13 protein-coding genes are annotated in these 20945 nt (G+C 49.7%); 5 read left to right on the plus strand and 8 right to left on the minus strand.

The genetic code is table 11. The features are described from left to right. Positions 1–51: 51 nt before the first annotated feature. Complete coding sequence (lptG, locus tag L4174_RS13780) at positions 52–1122, minus strand: LPS export ABC transporter permease LptG (RefSeq protein ID WP_248141455.1); 1071 nt, start codon at positions 1120–1122, stop codon at positions 52–54. After that, positions 1122–2222, minus strand: a complete 1101-nt coding sequence (gene lptF / locus L4174_RS13785; protein WP_248141456.1) for an LPS export ABC transporter permease LptF — start codon at positions 2220–2222, stop codon at positions 1122–1124. Before lptF ends, lptG begins: the two co-directional genes overlap by 1 nt. A 193-nt stretch (positions 2223–2415) precedes the next feature. Between lptF and pepA the strand changes: the two genes are divergently transcribed. Genes pepA through L4174_RS13800 form a run of 3 tightly spaced genes read left to right on the plus strand, consistent with a single transcriptional unit; the run spans position 2416 to position 7302 of the window. Beyond that, complete coding sequence (pepA, locus tag L4174_RS13790; protein ID WP_248141457.1) at positions 2416–3924, plus strand: leucyl aminopeptidase; 1509 nt, start codon at positions 2416–2418, stop codon at positions 3922–3924. 49 nt (positions 3925–3973) lie between these two features. Beyond that, on the plus strand, positions 3974–4414 hold the full coding sequence (locus L4174_RS13795; RefSeq protein WP_248141458.1) for a DNA polymerase III subunit chi: 441 nt from the start codon (positions 3974–3976) through the stop codon (positions 4412–4414). 26 nt (positions 4415–4440) lie between these two features. Then, complete coding sequence (locus L4174_RS13800; RefSeq protein WP_248141459.1) at positions 4441–7302, plus strand: valine--tRNA ligase; 2862 nt, start codon at positions 4441–4443, stop codon at positions 7300–7302. Positions 7303–7408: 106 nt separating this feature from the next. On the opposite strand, the gene L4174_RS13805 is transcribed toward L4174_RS13800, so the two are convergent. The 4 genes from L4174_RS13805 to L4174_RS13820 all read right to left on the minus strand — a co-directional run bounded on the left by L4174_RS13805 (position 7409) and on the right by L4174_RS13820 (position 16326). Beyond that, complete coding sequence (locus L4174_RS13805) at positions 7409–10354, minus strand: leucine-rich repeat domain-containing protein (RefSeq protein ID WP_248141460.1); 2946 nt, start codon at positions 10352–10354, stop codon at positions 7409–7411. Between the two features lie 502 nt (positions 10355–10856). Then, complete coding sequence (locus L4174_RS13810; protein ID WP_248141461.1) at positions 10857–13841, minus strand: leucine-rich repeat domain-containing protein; 2985 nt, start codon at positions 13839–13841, stop codon at positions 10857–10859. Between the two features lie 311 nt (positions 13842–14152). Beyond that, positions 14153–15181, minus strand: coding sequence for a M48 family metallopeptidase (locus L4174_RS13815; protein WP_248141462.1), 1029 nt, complete (start codon positions 15179–15181; stop codon positions 14153–14155). Then, positions 15178–16326 (minus strand): YjgN family protein, encoded by a 1149-nt coding sequence (locus L4174_RS13820; protein WP_248141463.1) that lies wholly within the window; start codon positions 16324–16326, stop codon positions 15178–15180. The genes L4174_RS13815 and L4174_RS13820 overlap by 4 nt, the downstream gene beginning before the upstream one ends. Positions 16327–16599: 273 nt before the next feature. Here L4174_RS13820 and L4174_RS13825 point away from each other — a divergent pair, with 273 nt between their 5' ends. Together L4174_RS13825 and L4174_RS13830 are read left to right on the plus strand one after the other, a co-directional pair. Next, the gene (locus tag L4174_RS13825) at positions 16600–17010 is read left to right on the plus strand and encodes a DUF2061 domain-containing protein (RefSeq protein WP_248141464.1); all 411 of its coding nucleotides are present in this window, start codon (positions 16600–16602) and stop codon (positions 17008–17010) included. Positions 17011–17069: 59 nt separating this feature from the next. Beyond that, positions 17070–17975: a bifunctional helix-turn-helix transcriptional regulator/GNAT family N-acetyltransferase gene (locus L4174_RS13830; RefSeq protein ID WP_248141465.1), complete on the plus strand. Its 906-nt coding sequence runs from the start codon at positions 17070–17072 to the stop codon at positions 17973–17975. A 90-nt stretch (positions 17976–18065) separates the two neighbouring features. Here L4174_RS13830 and L4174_RS13835 read toward each other — a convergent pair whose 3' ends face one another. Continuing rightward, complete coding sequence (locus L4174_RS13835) at positions 18066–19121, minus strand: DUF898 family protein (protein ID WP_248141466.1); 1056 nt, start codon at positions 19119–19121, stop codon at positions 18066–18068. 227 nt (positions 19122–19348) lie between these two features. Then, positions 19349–20944, minus strand: coding sequence for a nicotinate phosphoribosyltransferase (locus L4174_RS13840; protein WP_248141467.1), 1596 nt, complete (start codon positions 20942–20944; stop codon positions 19349–19351). Between the last annotated feature and the right edge of the window lies 1 nt (position 20945).

Genomic DNA, 20945 nt, shown 5'->3' on the forward strand with positions numbered 1-20945 from the left:
GCGCCATCTCAAGGCGCCTTTTTCATTTCATCATCAAACGGACTCTCAGTACTACAGCTTCCGCTTCAGCAGATACAGCGTGATGAAGAGGAACACCAGACTCGGTCCCAAAGCACCGATCACCGGGTGTAAGCGATACACCATACTGAGTGGCCCGAAGACCTCATTCGAAATGTAGAAAGCAAAGCCGAAGATCACCCCGGACAACACCCGTGCCCCCATGGTGACGGAGCGCAACGGACCAAATACGAAGGACAAAGCCAGCAGCATCATCACGGCAATGGAAAACGGCTGCAGGGCTTTGCGCCAGAAAGCCAGTTCATACCGGGATGCATCCTGCTTGGTATCTTTCAGATACTGTACATACTCATACACACCGGAAAGTGCCAGTTCTTCGGGCTTCACCGTCACCACAGCCAGCTTGTCCGGCGTCAGACTGGTCTGCCATAGCTGGGTGTCATACTTGGTATTTTCCTGCTTCGCTTCCCCGATATGTGTGACCGTCACATCTTTCAGTTCCCAGCCTTTCCCTTCAACAAAAGAGGCCGAACGGGCAAACAGGTTCTCTTTCAGCACATCTTTTTCATCAAATTCCCAGATGTTGACAGCGTTCAGATTGCTTTTTTCATGGATCCGGCCAATGTAGATAAAGTCATTATCATCCTTGGCCCAAACCCCGCGCTGTACTGAGAACACATTCCCGCCGGAGGTCCAGACAGCCCGTAGCTCACGCGCAGCTTTCTGAGCTTCCGGTGCACCCCACTGCCCCAGGATCATCACCAGCAGCATCAGCGGTACAGCCGTTTTCAGAACCGACATACCGATATCCAGCTTGGAAAAACCCGCTGCCTGCATGACCACCAGCTCCGAACTGGATGCCAGTGTTCCCAGACCAATCAGCGCGCCGAGCAGTACTGCCATCGGAAAAAACATCTCAATATCCCGCGGGATACTCAGCAGCACGAAGATCAGGGCTTTCCACAGATCGTAATTACCGTCGCCGACTTTACGCAGCTGCTCAACGTATTTGATGATGGCTGACAACCCCACCAGCGTCGACAAGGTCAGCGCGGAAGTGGCAATAATGGTCCGGCCAATGTACCAGTCGAGTATCTTAAACATCAGCCGCGTCTCCGGAATTTTTCTCTGAATTGTCGCATTGCTAAGGAATCCCAGCTGTTCAGTGCGACGGCGACCAGCAGCATCGCAATATTGATACTCCACAAACCAATCCCAACCGGCAGCCCGCCATCTTCAACAGCCGATTTGGCCGCACTGATCGCCAGGAAATAACACAGGTAAATCAGCACTGCCGGCACCAGCTTGGCAAAACGTCCCTGACGCGGGTTCACGGCTGACAGCGGCACGACGACCATCGTCAGCAGCGGAATACAGAGCACCAGCGACATCCGCCACTGGAATTCTGCCTGTGCCGCCAGCTCCGGACGCTGCATCAGCTCCAGCGTTGGCAAGGCATCCCAGTCGCGATTCTTTTCTTTGACAGCCCGCTGACCAATCACGGCCTGATAGTTATCAAATGAAGTAATGCTGTAATCCAGACGAGTCGGCAGCCCTTCATAACGGACGCCGTCCTGCAAATCCAGCACCTGACGACCGTCTTTCAGTTCACTCACCGTGCCGCTGTTGGCAAACATCACACTCGGACGGAGTGTATCGCTGGCAGTCGGCTGCGCCACAAATACCCGGTGAAGCTTACCGCCCTTTTCGGTGATGTCATCGACGAAGACAACACCCCGGCCATCAGGTGCTCCCTGGAACTGTCCTTTTACCAGCAAATCCAGACCGGAATCCGCTTCAACCTGCTCCATCACCTGGGTTTCTTTTTCGGCACTCCAGGGCGCCAGCCACAGGGCATTAAACGCGGCGATCGACCCCGTGATGATTGCCAGCCACAAGGCGGCCCGGATCAGAAAAGTATTTCCGATCCCTGTGGCATTCATCACAGTTATTTCACTTTCCGCATATAATCGCCCAAATGTGAGCAAGATCCCGATATACAGGCTCAATGGCAGCATCAACATCGCCATTGAGGGCATGTATAAGCCCATCAGGGTCAGCACCAGGTCGCCGGGAATGGATCCTTCTGTCGCATCAGCCAGGATGCGAATAAACTTCTGACTAATAAAGATAAGAAACAGTACAAAAAGGACCGAAACCTGGCTCTTTATTGTCTCACGTGTCAAATAACGAACAATAATCACGCGTTATATACCCATAGAAAACTTGTTTTTTTGCTGGAATCACTATAATTTTCCGGTAAATCAGTTATTTTTTTATCTTTCGGCTAACTGTCTGCCTGCACTTTGATCTGAACCTGAATTCATGAGCCAACAACTAAGTGCGGCATTATCTAACATTTAGCCTTAATTGTCTTTATAGGATGTAGGAGTACGCATGGAGTTCAGTGTTAAAAGTGGTAGCCCCGAGAAACAGCGCAGCGCCTGTATCGTCGTTGGCGTTTTCGAACCACGCCGCCTCTCTCCGATTGCTGAACAACTGGATAAGATCAGTGAGGGCTACATCAGTTCTCTGCTGCGACGCGGCGATCTGGAAGGCAAGCCAGGCCAGATGTTGTTGCTGCACCACGTCCCGAATGTGTTGTCCGAACGTGTCCTGCTGGTCGGCTGCGGTAAAGAACGTGAGCTGGATGAACGCCAGTATAAGCAAATCATCAAGAAAACCATCAGTACCCTGAATGAAACCGGGTCGATGGAAGCGGTCTGCTTCCTGACGGAACTGCACGTCAAAGGCCGCGATACCTACTGGAAAGTCCGCCAGGCCGTTGAGACCACCAAAGACAGCCTGTACACCTTCAATCAGTTCAAGAGCACCAAGCCTGAAACCCGCCGTCCGCTGCGTAAACTGGTCTTTAATGTCCCGACACGCCGTGAACTGTCGCTGGGTGAACGTGCCATCAACCATGGTCTGGCCGTTGCTTCCGGTGTTCGCGCGGCGAAAGATCTGGGCAACATGCCGCCAAACGTGGCCAACCCGGCTTACCTGGCCTCTCAGGCCCGCCGTCTGGCCGATGATTTCGAAACGGTCAGCACCAAGATCATCGGTGAGCAGGAAATGAAAGAGCTGGGCATGACGTCCTATCTGGCCGTGGGTCAGGGCTCGAAGAATGAAGCCATGATGTCCGTGATCGAATATAAGGGTCACCCGGATCCGAGCGCCAAGCCAATTGTGCTGGTCGGTAAAGGACTGACTTTCGATTCAGGCGGTATCTCAATCAAACCGTCCGCCAACATGGACGAAATGAAATACGACATGTGTGGTGCAGCCTCCGTCTTCGGTGCGATGCGTTCCCTGGCTAAACTGAACCTGCCAATTAACGTGATCGGTGTCCTGGCCGGCTGTGAAAACATGCCAGGCGGTGGTGCCTACCGTCCGGGTGATATCCTGACCACCATGTCCGGCCAGACGGTTGAAGTGCTGAACACCGATGCCGAAGGTCGTCTGGTGCTGTGTGATGCGCTGACTTATGTCGAGCGTTTCGAGCCGGAGTGTGTAGTCGATGTCGCGACTCTGACCGGTGCCTGTGTCGTTGCACTGGGCAATCACATCAGTGGTCTGCTTGCCAACCACAACCCGCTGGCACATGAGTTGATAAACGCTTCTGAGCAAGCTGGTGACCGTGCGTGGCGTCTGCCTATGACCGACGAGTACCAGGAGCAGCTGGCCAGCCCGTTTGCAGATATTGCCAACCTGGGCAGCCCGGGTGCAGGCACCATTACCGCAGGTTGCTTCCTGTCCCGTTTCACCAAGAAATACAACTGGGCCCACCTGGATATCGCAGGGACAGCCTGGACAGGCGGAAAAGACAAAGGGGCGACCGGTCGTCCGGTACCACTGCTGGTCCAGTTCCTGCTCAACCGAGCCGGACTGGAAAACCTCGATTAATCATCATCGACAGAGGGGCCAGCAGGCCCCTTTTTTCGGATAGACGTTTATGAGCCATGCTACCTTTTATATCATTGATGACGCCGCCCCCGAGGCAAGGCTGAAACTGGCCTGTCAGCAGGCAGCATGGCGCTATCAGCAGGGACAGTCCATTTACTTGCTGGCTGAAAGCCGCCAGCAGGCGGAATGGCTGGATGAATACCTCTGGCAGCAAGACCCGGACAACTTTGTGCCCCATAACCTGATTGGGGAAGGCCCGCGTCAGGGGTCACCGGTCGAGATCGGCTGGCCCGGCATGCGACACAGTGGCCGGCGTGCAGTCCTGATCAATCTTGGTCAGGATGCACCAAATTTTGCCGTGACCTTTGCACAAGTGGTAGACTTCGTCCCTTGCGATGAAAAACTCAAGCAGCAGGCCCGCGAACGCTATAAAGTGTACCGCATGGCTGGCATTCAAATGCAGACATCTGCTGCGCCTGAGTCGCCCTAATTCCACACAGATCCATCAAGAGCGCTATGGAAAAGACATATAACCCACAATCGATTGAACAGGCGCTGTATCAGCGCTGGGAAGAGGCCGGTTACTTCAAGCCTCACGGTGACACGACTAAAGATGCCTACAGCATCATGATCCCACCGCCTAACGTCACGGGCAGCCTGCACATGGGCCACGCGTTCCAGGATTCCATCATGGATACCCTGATCCGCTGTGAGCGTATGAAAGGCAAAAACACCCTGTGGCAGGTCGGTACTGACCATGCTGGTATCGCCACTCAAATGGTTGTGGAGCGCAAGATCGCAGCAGAAGAAGGCAAAACCAAACACGATTACGGTCGTGAAGCCTTCATCGACAAGATCTGGGAATGGAAAGGCGAATCCGGCGGCACCATCACCAAGCAGCTGCGTCGTCTGGGCGCCTCTGTCGACTGGGATCGTGAGCGTTTCACCATGGACGAAGGTTTGTCCAATGCCGTGCGTGAAGTCTTCGTCCGTCTGTATGAAGACGATCTGATCTACCGCGGCAAACGTCTGGTGAACTGGGATCCGAAACTGCACACCGCAATTTCTGATCTGGAAGTTGAGAACAAAGACAAGAAGGGCCACATGTGGCACTTCCGTTATCCGCTGGCTGACGGTGCGACTACCGCAGACGGCAAAGACTACATCGTGGTTGCGACCACCCGTCCGGAAACCATGCTGGGCGATACCGGTGTGGCTGTGAACCCTGAAGATCCACGCTATAAAGATCTGATTGGCCAGCACATCCTGCTGCCAATCGTGAACCGCCGCATTCCAATCGTGGGCGACGAGCACGCGGACATGGAAAAAGGCACCGGCTGTGTGAAGATCACCCCGGCGCACGACTTCAACGACTATGAAGTGGGCAAACGTCACAGCCTGCCGATGATCAACATCCTGACCTTCGATGCCAACATCCGCAACGAAGCCGAGGTGTTCAACAGCAATGGCGAACCAACCGACGTTTACAGCACCGATATTCCTGCCGCTTACCAGGGCATGGAGCGTTTTGCCGCACGTAAAGCCATTGTGGCTGAGTTCGACAAACTGGGCCTGCTGGACGAAATTAAAGATCACGACCTGACTGTGCCTTACGGCGACCGTGGCGGTGTGGTCATCGAGCCGATGCTGACCGACCAGTGGTACGTACGCACTGCACCGCTGGCTGAGCCTGCCGTGAAAGCGGTTGAAGACGGCGACATCAAGTTCGTGCCAAAGCAATACGAGAACATGTACTTCTCCTGGATGCGTGATGTACAGGACTGGTGTATTTCCCGTCAGCTGTGGTGGGGTCACCGCATTCCGGCCTGGTACGACAACGACGGCAAAGTCTATGTTGGCCGTACAGAAGAAGAAGTCCGTGAAAAATATGCTCTGGCGCCAGTCATCGTTCTGAAACAGGACAACGACGTGCTGGATACCTGGTTCTCGTCTGCCCTGTGGACATTCGGAACTCAGGGCTGGCCTGAGCAAACCGATGATCTGAAAGTCTTCCACCCGTCAGATGTGCTGGTGACTGGCTTCGATATTATCTTCTTCTGGGTTGCCCGCATGATCATGATGACCATGCACTTCTGTAAAGATGAAAACGGCAAAGCACAGGTACCATTCAAAACCGTATACGTGACCGGTCTGATCCGTGACGAAAACGGCGACAAGATGTCTAAATCGAAAGGGAACGTGCTGGATCCAATCGACATGATCGACGGCATCGATCTGGAGTCTCTGGTTCAGAAACGGACCGGGAACATGATGCAGCCGCAACTGGCCGCGAAGATCGAGAAAAACACCCGCAAGACCTTCGAAAACGGTATTGAACCCTATGGTACCGACGCCCTGCGCTTCACGCTGGCAGCCATGGCTTCAACCGGCCGTGACATTAACTGGGACATGAAGCGTCTGGAAGGTTACCGTAACTTCTGTAACAAGCTGTGGAACGCCAGCCGCTACGTGCTGATGAACACCGAAGATCAGGATTGCGGTTTTGCTGAAGGTGCCGAGCTGGAATACTCCCTGGCGGACAAGTGGATCGAATCTCAGTTCGAGCTGGCCGCGAAAGAATTCAATGCGCACATTGAAAACTTCCGTCTGGATATGGCTGCCAATACCATCTATGAGTTCATCTGGAACCAGTTCTGTGACTGGTATCTGGAGCTGACCAAGCCGGTTCTGTGGAAAGGTACCGAAGCGCAGCAACGTGCAACCCGCCGTACCCTGATCACGGTACTGGAGAAGACTCTGCGTCTGGCCCATCCGGTGATCCCGTACATCACGGAAACCATCTGGCAGAGCGTGAAGCCACTGGTTGACGGTGTGGAAGGCGATACCATCATGACACAGGCGCTGCCGCAGTATGATGAAGCAAACTTCAATGCGGACGCTCTGGCAGACATCGAGTGGGTGAAAACTTTCATCACCAGCATTCGTAACCTGCGCGCCGAATACGACATCGCACCAAGCAAAGGTCTGGATGTCATGCTGAAAGCCGCAGATGACAAAGACGCGGCCCGACTGCAGGAAAATCAGGCCGTGCTGGTCGCACTGGCGAAACTGGACAGCCTGCGTGTGCTGGCGGCCGGTGAAGAAACACCAGCCTGTGCCACCGCACTGGTGAGCAAGTCGACGCTGATGATCCCAATGGCTGGCCTGATCGACAAAGACGCCGAGCTGGCGCGTCTGGATAAAGAAATGGCGAAGACTCAGGGCGAGATCAAACGCATCGAAGGCAAACTGGGTAACGAAGGTTTTGTGGCGAAAGCCCCGGAAGCCGTCGTAGCCAAAGAGCGTGAGAAGCTGGATGGTTACAAAGAAACCCTGATCAAGCTGGAAGAGCAGAAAGCGACCATCGCGGCGCTGTAAGCAATTTCAGCTGAAATCAATACAAGAAGAAGAGGCCGGATGGCCTCTTTTTTTATCTGCATTTTCTGGCGTTCATACCAAGCCTATATTGATATCCAACGCATCATTAGTTCGCCGTACAGGTTTCGCCTGGCTTCACATCCACAAAAATCTCCACACTCAGTTGCTGTAAAGCCCTCATTTGCGAGCAAGGCACCTGAACCGCGCCCTTTAAAACAACCTGTGACAAAAAGCGGTTAGTTTTCTTCAAGTCAATCAACGGACGGATATCTGTGCCCTTAAAGCCCTGTAAAGAAATAATACTTACAGACTTGAATGACCTGAAAGCCGACAAATCGGTCACTTCCGTGTACGAAGCATCCACCGAAAATAATTCCTTCAAGGATGCGAGAGCCGATAAGTCTGAGACTTTCGTCCCTGAAAGATTCACCCGCTGCAGACGCGTTAATGTCGACAGTACGGAGATATCTGTCAGCGGATTACCCGAAATATCCAACTCACGCAACCTGGGTTGATACGCCAGCTCAATCGATTCAAGCTGGGTGAGTCCTGAGTCAGTCACTCCCAGTGAAATTAGGTCAGTCTTTTCCTGCAAAAAGCTAAAATCAGTGATTTGTGTTTTCCCAAGAGCAATCTTATTTAACGCTTTCATTTGCAGGAAAATACGACCGTCCGTGAGGCCAGTGTCATTCAAATGAATACTGCTCAGCTTAGTGAGCTGAGGCAGTGCACTAAAATCGGTCAGCCATGGACTCTGTATTAAAGACAGTTCAGTCAGGTTTGTCAGATCTTTCAGCACCGCCAAATCGGTGAGTACCGTTTGCTGAAGCGCAAGACTTTTCAGTGTGTCCAATGGCACCAAGGGTGACACATCGGTAATCTGGTTTTGCGCCAGCACCCCGATGTGTCCCAGGTTGACAAATTGTGCCAAGCCATCGAACTGACTGATCCCCGCGTAATCCGGGCCACATTCAAGCCGGTATAAATCCCCGGTATTCTGAACTTTCGGAGAACGTTCCTCAACACAGCGACGCAGTTGTGAGTCGGTAATTTTATCGAACTCAACAGCAGGATAAGGCTGAGCCTGTAGCGTGATTTTCGCTGAACTGTGCAGGTCGTTTCGACTTACCGTGACCGCCAATGTGATACTTTGAGGTAAATTGTCCGCAATGTCCGGCAGACGAAATGATACTTGAGGACTCAACCGATTATATAGCCTCACATATGGGCCATCGACCTGAGACCAGAAGTAGCTCACACCCGCCGTATCTTTTACATTGACGGTCGCCGAGGCCATTTGCCGCTCAAGGTCATCCTTTCCCGTCACCGAAACAATTTCAGGTGGAATTCTTCCGCTGAGTCCTTCATCCAACTTTGTGTCTTCTAGGGTAACGCCAAGTACATTCAACGGTGAGCGGATAAAATCGAGCAGCCCTTGGTGCAGTGCTTTCAGCAAATTGACATCGTCTAACCGTCCATTATCCGATAAGTCTCTGGACGCCTGTTCCAGCCAGTCGGTTAAGCTCTGCGAATGGGTGTTCATCGCCACCATCATGGCTGCAACCGCCAAAGCATGCTCAGTTCTATCGCCTTTCTGTAAAATGCCAGACGGATCCAGTAAGTTGATTGGCGTATAGAGGACAAGACTGCTACGCAGACCAAACACAGACGCAATATCCTGATTCGCCTGCAGGACGTTCTCTTTTGTCAGCATGGCACCGAGCATTTTTGCCCGGCGTAAGGCTAATTCAGTCAACGGAGTGATATTCAATTTCGTATTTTTAGCCGCCGTATAAGTTGCGGCCTGCAAAGGCTGTACTAAGGTGACCGTCTGACCTGTCGCCTCACTCACATAAGTGCCGCTCGTCACTTCAGCAATCACAACGCCTTCATAAAAGTCATGATTCTTGATGCGATAGCTACCGTCAGATGCTGTGATCGCTTCTCCGATCACCGTCCCATCAAGCTGTAGAACTGTCACGGTTGCACCCACTAACGGGCCTTTAAAAGCCACCCCTGAAATTACCGGGGCTGGAATCACATCAAAAATATAATACTGTTCAGATGCCAAACCTTCCGAATCTGTGACCGTCAATTTGAACATCATGACAGTACTTGTCTCTGGGGCTGGTGTCTTGAACGAAATCGCAGCGGTTTCTGCCCCTTGAATTTGTACTTCAGGCCCTTTTACCTGCTGCCACTGATAGCTCAATGCACCTTTATTATCCGTAATCTCAGGCGCGATTTGATGTTCCTGACCTTCTCTCAGGCTTGTTCGTGCCAGCCGTTCGATGACAGGTGGTGTATTCCGGTAAAACACCTTATCTTTCGATGTTTTTCCACGCTCCAGTCCAACCCGGTTCAGTGGAGAGTCGAGGAAATCATTGATGCCCTGATTCAGACGATTCAGCAATTGGGGGTCATCCAGTTTGCCATTGTCTGAAAAGTCCTGACGAAAATTGTTGACCAGTCTTCCTAAGCCGATACCTTCGGCCTGTGCAATTTTCGTCATTCCGGCAATGACCAGACCATAGTCAACATTGGCACCGGATTTTCCCTGATGTGCTGCATCAAGCAAATCAACCGGCGCCTCACCCACGATATCAAGATCCAATGCCATTGATTCCGCGATATGGCGGTTTGCCCGTGCAACATTCTCAGCCGACATCCCCAGACTGACCTCACGCGCAGCCAACTCAGTCAGCAACGTCACGTTCATGACTGCTTCACTTTCAGACAGCGCTTTCACTGCGCTTAATGTTTCAGTGAGCGGCGTTAACTCGCCGGTTGCTTCGTCAATGTAATTCCCCCCTACGGCGGCAATCCGGATCACACCCTGATAAGACATATCCAGTGAGAGCTTATAAAAACCATTCTCATCAGTAACGGTTTCCCCAAGGTAATTTCCAATTGCATCAAAAGCTTGAACCGTCGCATACGCGACTGGCCCTTTAAAAATCTGTCCCTGAATCTGAGTCGATGCGGTTACAGCAGGTTGCTTCTTCGATTGCCCGTCACCGCCATTACAGGCAGTCAGAGCAATCACAGACATAAATATCAATGCTTGTCTGATTTTTGAAAATGAGATCATCATGATTTTCCATTAACTGAAATGATTGGATACAACGTCTGCGCCTGAAAGCAAAACAAAGCACATAAAAAACATCGTGCACATCATAATGAATCTGAGTGATTATGAAAATGATTACATATAAGTAAATTTACGATACGAAAGAATCATTGGAAATTTGAACTTGTTGCTTGATGATCAACTCTTTTCACTACACTTTATTGCAATGTTTCGAAGATGAATCCGCTTTGTAAGCAATAAAATCATTTCATAAAGGAGGCTGCGGGCCTTTCAAAATCGCAACAGCCCCGGAAGCTGTGGTTCCCAAAAGCGCGAGAAGCTGACAGATTACAAAGAAACCCGGATCAAACATGAAGATCCAAAATCGACCATCGCGGCGCTGTAAGTGGTTTCAATTGAAATCAAGACATGAAAAAGAGGCCGGATGGCCTCTTTTTTTCAGTCATGTTTGGTCAGCACACGGTTAATTCACAGTACAGGTCTCCCCCGGCTTCACTTCAACAAAAATATTGACACGCAGTTGCTGTAAGGCCGTCATTTGAGAACAAGGCACCTGCACCGCTCCAGTGAGATCAACCCTTCTCGAATACCTAGGGGGTTGCGCTTTCATCATGTCAATCACCGGGCTGATATCGGTGCCTTTAAACCCTTGTAAAGAAATTTCACTGACCCCTTTCAATGCCCTGAACACCGACAGATCAGTCACCTCGGTATGAGAAACATCAACTTTTCTTATGCGCTTGAAGGATGCCAGAGGCGACAAGTCTGAAACTTTCGTTCCTGACAAATTCAACCGATTCAATTTCGTTAACGCAGCCAGTTGTGTGATATCAGTCAACGGGTTGCCCGAAAGATCAAGCCCATACAAATCGGATTGATGTTCCAGCTCAAGCAGGTCGAGATGCGTAAGTCCCAAGTCAGAGACCCCGAGTGAACTCATTCGGCTATTATCCTTTAAGAAACTAAAATCATGAACCTGCGTTTTCCCGATGTTGATCGCCTTCAGTGTCGGTAACTGCTGAAAGATCTGACCATCACTTAGACCCGTCCCATAAAAATTCCCTTCCTGCAATCCAGTCAATTGAGGTAGTGCGCTAAAGTCAGTCAATAGCAAACTATCCTTGAGGCTTAAGTCCTCCAGCTTCTTGAGCACTGTGAATGCCGTCAGATCCGTCATCACCGTTTGCTCAACTGCAAGGCCGCTCAGGTTTGGCAGGTCTGCCAAAGGTGTGAGATCCCTAATCTGGTTTTTCGCCAGCACCTCAAAGTTTGTCAGATAGACAAATTGCTCCATGCCGTCCAACTGACTGATCCCCGCGTAATCAGGGCCACATTGAAGGCTCCTTAAGCCCCCGATATCATGAATTTTCGGAGAGTGAGATTCAATGCATTGACGCAGTTGCGGATCGATAATTTTATCCAGAACAATGTCTGGGTAAGGCTGTACTTGAATCGAGAATGTGGCGGAAGCGGTCAGTTCATCCCAGTCTCTGACCGTGAGTTTAAAGGTCAGAGTTTCTGCTTGCTCTCCATTCAGTTCGGGCAATCTTATTTTTAGAGGACTTTCAAATTGCTTCTCTCTGAAATCGGCTGCCGGCCCACTTTGCTGCTCTAAAGAATAAAAACGGATGCCACCAATCCCCGTATCTTGAGCCTGTACAAACACATTGATTTGCGCCCTTTCATGACCATCACTCGGAGAAATTGACACTATTGTAGGTGGTGTACTTCGATAGAAACTCAGATATACGATGCTGTCATGCTCTGTAATTTTGGCTTTATTCTGAGGTGATTTAATAAAGCTGTAGACCCCTCTATACAAAGCATTCAGTGTCTCAATATCATCAATTTTTCCGTTATCAGATAAATCTTCAGACACACGATCCAGCCATTCAGCTAAGCTTTGTGAACTTTTATGCATTGCAACCATAACAGCAGCCAGAGATAGCGCATAATCAGACTCAGTGCTGAAACTGTTAATCTTGCTCGACGGATCCATGAGATTCAGGGGTTCATTGTTGACAAGACCAAATACGCCAAATGCCCGGGACACATCAAGTGCAGCTTGTTCAACCTTGCTAACGTCCAGGGTTTCCCCTAAATGTTTTGCCCGGCGAAAAGCGAGCTCAGTAAAAGGGGTGATATTCAACGACGTATTTGTGGCTTTCATGTTTGTGACCGCACGCAGGGTCTGTTCTAACGATACAGTCTGTCCCGTCGCTTCGCTGACATAAGTGCCACCAGTAACTTCTGCAATGACTAAACCTTGATAAGCATGGGTGTTCTTGATTTGATACCGGCCATCCGATGCTGTCGTGGTTTCCCCAATCAATGTACCGTCTACCTGAGTAATTTTAACGGTTGCCCCCTGAATAGGTCCTTTGAAAGCAACCCCGGAGATCACAGGAGTCGGCATAACACGGACAACATACTTTTGACTGACACTCAAACCACCAGAGTCTGTGACCGTGAGCTGAAACTCAAACGTCTCTTTTTCCTCAGTTACAGGCGCACGGAACGTAATTGCCGCTGTATTTGTCCCCTCAAACTGAATTTCTGGCCCAAAAGTCTGCTGCCATCGGTAAGTCAATCCCCCCCTGTCATCACTCACCTTTGGTGCAAATCTGAATTCAAAACCTTCAAATACATTTTGCCAGTCCAATTGTTCTAAGACTGGTGGGTTATTCCGGTAATACCGCTTCCGATCCACAATCACTTTGTTCTGCACTGAATCCAGAAAGGCGTTAATTCCTGTATTTAATCGTGTTAATTGCTGCTCATCCTCTACTTGACCATTGCCATTCAGCCTGAAGGCATTTACCAATTTGCCAAAGTCGATCCCTTGCGTCTCTGCCATTTGGGTCATTCCGGCAATCACTAACGCGTAATCCACATTAGCACCAGATTTTCCTCGATGTGCTGTATCCAGCAGATCAACCGGTGTCTCACGGACAATATCAAGATCCAGGCCCATTAAGATTGCGATATGGCGGTTTGCCCATGCAATCTTTCTTGGTGAACGATCAATCCTAGTGGCACGCACAGCCAGCTCTGTCAGCGGCGTCACATTCATGACCGTTTCATTTTCTGATAGCACGCTAAGTGCACTCAAACTTTCTGTCAGTGGGGTCAACACGCCAGTTGCTTCGTCAACATAATTGCCCCCTTTGGCGTCAATCCGGACCACTCCCCGATAAGACGGATTCAGAGACAGCTGATAGAAACCTTTATCGTCAGTAACGGTTTCTCCTAGGTAATTTCCAATTTCATCGAAGGCTCTCACCCTTGCATGCGAAACAGGTCCTTTAAAAATCTGACCGCGTATCTGAGTTGATTCAGTTGCAGCAGGCTGCTTCTTCGATTGACCCTCGCCACTATTACAGGCAGTCAAAGCAATCAGCGACATGAGTATCAAAACTTGTCTGATTTTTGAAAATGAGATCATCATGATTTTCCATTGGCTGAGATGATTGAATCCAAAGTCTGCGCCTGAAAAACAGAAACAAAGCACATATAAAAAACACTGTGCATAATATACAGAACATGAATGGTTATACAAGCAGTCACATATCAATATTTTTACGATACGAAAGAATCATTGGAAATTTGAACTTGTTGCTTGATGAACAACCACTTTCAGTGCCATTTATTGCATTTAATTCTAAATTAACCCACTTTGTAAGGGATAAAATCATTTCAGAAAGGAGGCTGCGGGCCTTTTTAAGACCCAACAGCCCTGAATCATCGCGAGAGGAGATTTTATTCAGATAGCATTGAATGATCCTGCGCTTTCACCGCCTCGATCCGTTGGTACAGATCCGGGTGACTTTGCAGCCATTCAGGTATTTCACTGCCGTTGTCATATTCCATAAAACGGCTGAACATCGCAGCCATCGGCTCGGTCGTGCCATATTGCTTGATCATCTGCTCAGCCGCAAAACTATCGGCTTCACGCTCTGCGTCACGGGAATAGCCGGAAGAGGCAATAAAGACACCGGCACCAGTCAGGTTATCTGCCAGCCCGGAGCTTTCGCCGGTCAGCAGAGCTACCGAGACGGATAACAGTGTCGACTGAACCACAGCTTCCATCACATGCTGGTGATACACATGACCCACCTCATGCAGCAGAACACTGTCCAGCTCAGCCGGAGTCGTCGCCAGTTCCACCAGAGAATCCGTCACCACGATGGTGCCGTCACTCAGTGCAAAGGCATTCGGCCCTTTTTGCCATGAACGGAAAATAATCTTCGTCTCAAACGGTAGCGGTGGCAGATTATCCTGAAGCAATGCAAATCTGTCCCGGATTTGCCATTGTTCCTGTTCGTCCAGCTGTGATGGCTTAAACAGATACTCATCCAGCGTCTCCAGCACGGCTTTGCCGATATACTCAGGAACCGCCTTGGGCAGCATCCGGGCCATCGTATGGCTGGCAGCCGGAATACCATAACGGTATGTGCCTGCCCCCAATGCAATCAGAAAGACAATACTGACCACAATTGCCAGCCAGTGGCGTTCCAGCTTATGGAGCCACTGACTTTGCTTGCCCGTGTGCGCCTGAATCCAATCCGCCAGGATCTTGTTTTCAGCCGCTTTAAATAACCAGCCATCAGGAAATGTAATCTGAGCCGGCAGTCTGCCCAACGGTGCTGACAAGACCAGCGCATCTGCCGACCACTCACCGGTATGTTCACCACATCGCAGTGTCAGTCTGCCATCCGGCATCAGTTCCAGCTCAGCCGCCAGCCGCTCAGCACTGAGCGGCGGATGGCAGGTGCCCGCGATAATCATCCCAGACCCAGTTCAATATCAAAGGCAGCCGCGACTTCATCAGCAATCGCTGCGCCATCGTCGGTCAGCTCACCCTTCGCCTTCAACTGCGACAAGTCGCCAATCACCAATGTATGATCAGCAAAGTAGTGTGAGGTTCGGACCATGACCCAAGGACGCGCCAGACCCAGCGAAAAGACCTGAGCCAGGAAATTAGTCACCGTCAACGAGAGGAATCCACCAGTCGTCAGAGTAGAAGAGAACCCATATTCTGGCTCACCTTCAACCTTCATTTGAGCAAAGGTATAATTCCGGGCCCGAACCTGAATAAATGCAGAAACCAGTACCATCAGCAGAACCATGCCAGCCATACCGCCCATACCACCCACAGCGCCCAAGATTTGACCGAATCCACTGTCCATCTGACCAGAACTGACAGAGACCATCGCGCTCATACCTGCAACAATTGCAATCACACCAAACACCGCGATGAAAATTCCGATTCCCAGCAAAGCAGCAAACAAGACCGTTTTCACAAAGAATCCAGTACTGATTTCCGCGCTGAACTGACGATCACCATACTGATAGCCGTTCGCAAAATAACGGGTAATCGAAGCTGTTACATTCGCAAAAATAAAGATATAAGCAGCAAAAGACAGAATGATAAACAGAACCGAGGCAACAATTGACGTATCCCTCACAGCCCCGGCAGCAATTAACAGAATGACCAGCGGAATCGACGAGAACAAGCCGCAGCCCAGCATCGCCCAATAGGCGCCTTTCAGAGATCCGTTGAAATTAAAGCGCACGTTGCGGTAACTGGTCATCCGGGCATCAAAACGGGCATTGTTACGGGCCAGTAAGGGAGAAAATCCCACAAACACCAGCATCAGAAGCGAAGCGATAACTGGCATAAAATTACTGGCTACCGCCCAAACCAGAACGCAGACTGAAGCAATCAACCGGCCAATCAGAATCTGCTTCGGAGTGGCATGATAATCAAAGCGATCCCCATCCAGCTCCAGGTTCCCGTGAAAATATTTTTTTGTCCTTACTTTCGCCCAGGCTGAATAGATTCCCAGGGTCACGATACTGAGCAAAATATTGACAATCCAGATGCCGAAGAACTCGCCACCCTTGCCATGAAATACAACCTTATTATTCATTATGATGTGTCCTAATTATCTGCAAGCATTAAGAAAAATCAGTTTTTCAAATGCACTGAGAATGTGCAAAATTCACCGGGCCAATATACCGCAGCACAATGCAATCAGCAGCATAAAGTTTTGCCGGTCTCCGGTTAATAAGGCGACATCCTGCTCTTATTCATGTCGGTGAATAATCTAAAATAGGTATCAACGATTGATGATATTGAATTAAACGTTTTTACTGATTGAACAGGAAATCCCATACTGTGATCATCAACCGAGGATCACAGTATGAAAAAAACGATCAGCTTCGCCGTCATCCATTTCACCGTCGCGTTTACCGTCGCCTATCTGCTGACCGGCGACATGATTCTGGGTAGCCTGATTGCCCTGATCGAACCTATGGTCAATACCGTGGCTTTTTACTTTCATGAGAAAGTCTGGCAATGGCCTGCGCTGAAAAACTCACGTTTCGGTAAGCCTGCCAATAAAACCATCAGCTTTGCAGCAGTCCATTTCAGTGTGGCCTTCACGGTTGCTTACCTGATCAGCGGGAACTGGATGGTCGGTGGCATCATGGCACTGATTGAACCAGCCATTAATACACTGGCTTATCTTGCACATGAAACAGTCTGGCAGCGCAGAGAAAAACATCAGGAGAATCTCCGCTTTCAATGCGGACATCATTCGATCCTTCATTGACATAGTTGTGATTCGCAATTAAATTTAGTTGCAAACCACAACAAAATGGATCGTTCTAGATGGATGCACAAACTTTACGCCAGCTCTCCCGGCAACTGGTCCGTCAGCTCGGCATGCTCGACAGCCAGTGTGGCAATATGGAGCTGACACCGGTTCAGGCGCATGTCCTGATTGAACTGGAAACCCAGCCCTGCACGGTCAATGACATGGCGACCCGGCTGAACGTCGACAAATCAAATGCCAGCCGAACCCTGGCCGTTCTCAGTAATGCCGGACTAGTCATCTCCCGCCCGCATCCGGATGACAAACGCAGTCAGATTGCCACCCTGACCCCCGAAGGAGCGGCCCGGCTGGCGGAACTGCATCAACGACTGAATGCTCAGGTGGATGGCTTTCTGGCTCAAATGGATGTGGATGAAATCGAGCAACTGAGTCAAAGTCTGCAACGGTACCGGAAAGCCATGGTGATGGCCGGCAGACAACATGGCTATACCATCCGGCCACTAACCCCGCTGGATAATGCCGCGATTGCAGCTGTGGTGCGACGTGTCTCTGCGGAATATGGCCTGACGGCAGACAAAGGTTATGGTGTGGCGGATCCGACCCTCGACAGCATGAGTGAAGTTTATCAGCCTGCACGGCATGCCTACTGGGTGATTGAACACCAGCACCGGGTGCTGGGCGGCGGCGGTATCGCTGCACTGACCGGCACAGAAGACATCTGCGAGTTACAGAAAATGTACTTCCTGCCGGAGCTCCGCGGACGTGGTCTGGCACGTAAACTCGCAGTAAAAGCATTACGATTTGCCCGTGAACAGGGCTACCGGGCCTGCTATCTGGAAACGACCGCCAATCTTGTGGAAGCCATCGCACTTTACGAGTCCTTGGGATTTCACCATATTCAGGAGCCCATGGGCAGTACCGGCCATGATGCCTGTGAAATCCAAATGGTGAAGTGGTTTTGACCCGGCAGGTTGAGTATTCACTTTTTCTTTCATTCAATGCTGCCACTGTCGGCAGCATTGATGGTGAGCCTGGTTCCAGTGATCTTTTTCTCAGCCAACCGTTTCAATCTGGGCTGCGGATACACGCTCCCTTTCAATTTGTCGCAGTTCTCCGACGATCATAATGTGTTCAAAGTAAAATTTATGTCTGCTCGCGAACAACCAAGGCATGGCAAGCCCAAAAGTAAAGATGAAAGAATATAAACAACTAAAGCAATGCAGAAATATATGCCACCCGCTGGCGGTAGACACAAATTTAAAATCATCGATTCCATCCACTCGAATCTTGTCAAAATAACGACGCCGATAATCTGCTGCATATGAGATACAAAATGACAGAATCAAAACAAACGCAAAGACAAATGACAACATCTTCCAGAAATCATCGCCAGACATCCAATAAATAAACCCACTCAGGGCAATCGCCACAAAAAAATACTTCACGGATATAAATGCACTGAGCACTGATTGAAAGATATCTTTTTCAGAGATTGTAGTCTTCAGGCAATAATTACCGTACTCGTAGTGATTGATAATATAACGTGCTTTTTCCACCACAAAAACGACAATCAACAGTATCATAGACAGGAAAGCACAACCATAAAGACCATAGCTGAAAATTTCATTTGTTCTTTGAATTTGAAAACCTGAGTACACGAACCCACACACCAAAAACAAAAAGAAAACTATCTTCGGATGGAAAAAGAGAAAGTATGCACCCGACTTAGGTCCAGAGAAGTTAAACCTCTGAGAATTTAGACTCTTACCACCGACACTAATCTGTACACACTTATAATAAAAAAGCGGGATGCATAAGATAAATGTGACTGCTGAAATAATAAACAACTCAATCGATTGAACAGCAACAACGAACCAAACAAAAAGAACACCCCCAAGACCCAGCACATATTGTAATAGATCATATGGTGTAACATGATAATCAAACTTGAATGAACCGATTTTTGTCTGAGAATAGGTATATTGCATGATTTTTGGCATTGCCCATACCCAGTAAGCGCCGGAAGATATGAAAGTCAAAAGTATATCTTTAAATAAAATTTTAAGAAATTTCCTTAGCTCAATGTCACATGTTATTTTATGATTCATGAACTACAGCCCTTATCGATGATTTTGTAATAATAAAAAGTCAACAAGGTAATCGGGTCTGAAAGTTCAGTGCAACTCGTTTAATTCACTTCAACTGACTTTAACTCTTTTATCAAACCTTGCTTCAATTTCCTGCTCAAACATAGGATCGCACTGACGTAGAGTCTTCATCGAAAAAAAGCTGGTCATGCCAGCTTTTTTCAATCACAAATTAAATCAAACGTCCGTTAAATCTGCGTACTGATCAGCGCCCTGATATCGTGGAGTGTCGTCTCTTTGAGCAATTTACCGTCTTCAAAGACAACCTGTAATAATCCTTGCTGCTCCTCTGCCTCCGAGACGTTGTCAAAGCACACCAGTTCACCATCAACACGGTCCACTTTGAGCAAGCCTTTTGCCGAGCGCTTTTTGCTGTCGGTTTTTGGTTCTTTGAAAATCGCAACCCGCTGGTTACCTTTGACCACGCTGGTTGCTTTCACAGCTGAGCCATGGGTATCCCGTGTGACATACTGATAGCTGAATGAGCCAATGCCCAGCACCACCTTAGAGGCAAAACCTTTCTCCATGAGCCGTTGTAAAATCAGACGCTGACGGGTCAGCGTAATCGCATCCCCATAAATAGCACCGATATGTTCATCCAGCAGCTTGTAACCTTTGTCGGTGACAGTCCCACCAAACGTGTCCCACAGGCACTCAATTAATCCCTTGATTTCACATGGCTGAAGCGGCAGAGTTTCGCCATCAACAACCCCATAATATTCACCCTGCCAGCGATACGCTTCGAAACCTTCGCGCATTGCCGCTTGCTCAGCTTCCTGTTGTGAATGAACCAGCTCACTATATTCGGATACCGGCGATAAACGATATCCGGTCAGAATTTTCACCGGATCGCCTGAGTCCGGGCGGATCACCACAGTCCCCTCGCGGGCCATGATCTCTTGTTTCAGTTGTGGCAGATATTCCGTGACCAGCTTCCAGAAATCCCAGGTATCTGAAACCACGCTGAGAATGCCCGTCGGTGACTGTTCACGCATCAGGTAACGGAAAAACTCAATTTCGCCTTCGAGGATCCAGGAACAGGTAACCGAGTGCTCCGTGGCATCGACCGAGCAGCCCACCAGCTCTTCGTCCACATTCGCGCCATAGTATTTTTCTGCAAAGAGCACCGCAGGAATGGTGTCGGTTCCCACCAGGCCCGATGCCAGATGCCCAAAGCCGCTCATCGCCGCCGCGTGTTTCCCGAACATACCGCGAAAGCTAAAATCATGGCCCTGAAATGGCACGATCTCCGCCGGCAGCCCGGTTTTTTCCGCAAATTCCCGAAAGACTTTCAGGTAAGCCACAGAAGTGGTGGCACTGGTCTGAATCGGCCAGTTTTCACAGCTGAGAACGGTCTCAATCATATTGGTGAGCCACTCAAAACCGGGCTTGGTGTTCACAATGGTGATTGGCGGCACCTGATAGGGCACCAGGGTGCCTTCCGGTAAGGCTTTCACTCTTAACGGCAGGTAGCCCAGGTCGTGCAACGCTTCCAGATAACTGACATCCACAGGATAGCCCAGCATGGCACTCATAATCCGTCTGTGGTTTGCCACAGCGCTCTCTTTGTCCGCCTCAAAGAAGGCCTGCCACTCTTCCTGCAGATAACTTTTGATAAAGTATTGCAGGCCGACAAAGGCCACTTTGTCGTTATTTTCCACGTTGCTTAACTTGCCGCTGCGGGACGTATAGTTCGCATAGACTTCTGTGACATCCGGGTGGTAAGCACGGCTGTGAAATTCTTTATAAACATCTTTCTGCATGCTGGCTGCGGTAATCGTCATG

The sequence above is a fragment of the Photobacterium sp. CCB-ST2H9 genome (genome assembly GCF_023151555.2).
Classification (GTDB): Bacteria; Pseudomonadota; Gammaproteobacteria; order Enterobacterales; family Vibrionaceae; genus Photobacterium.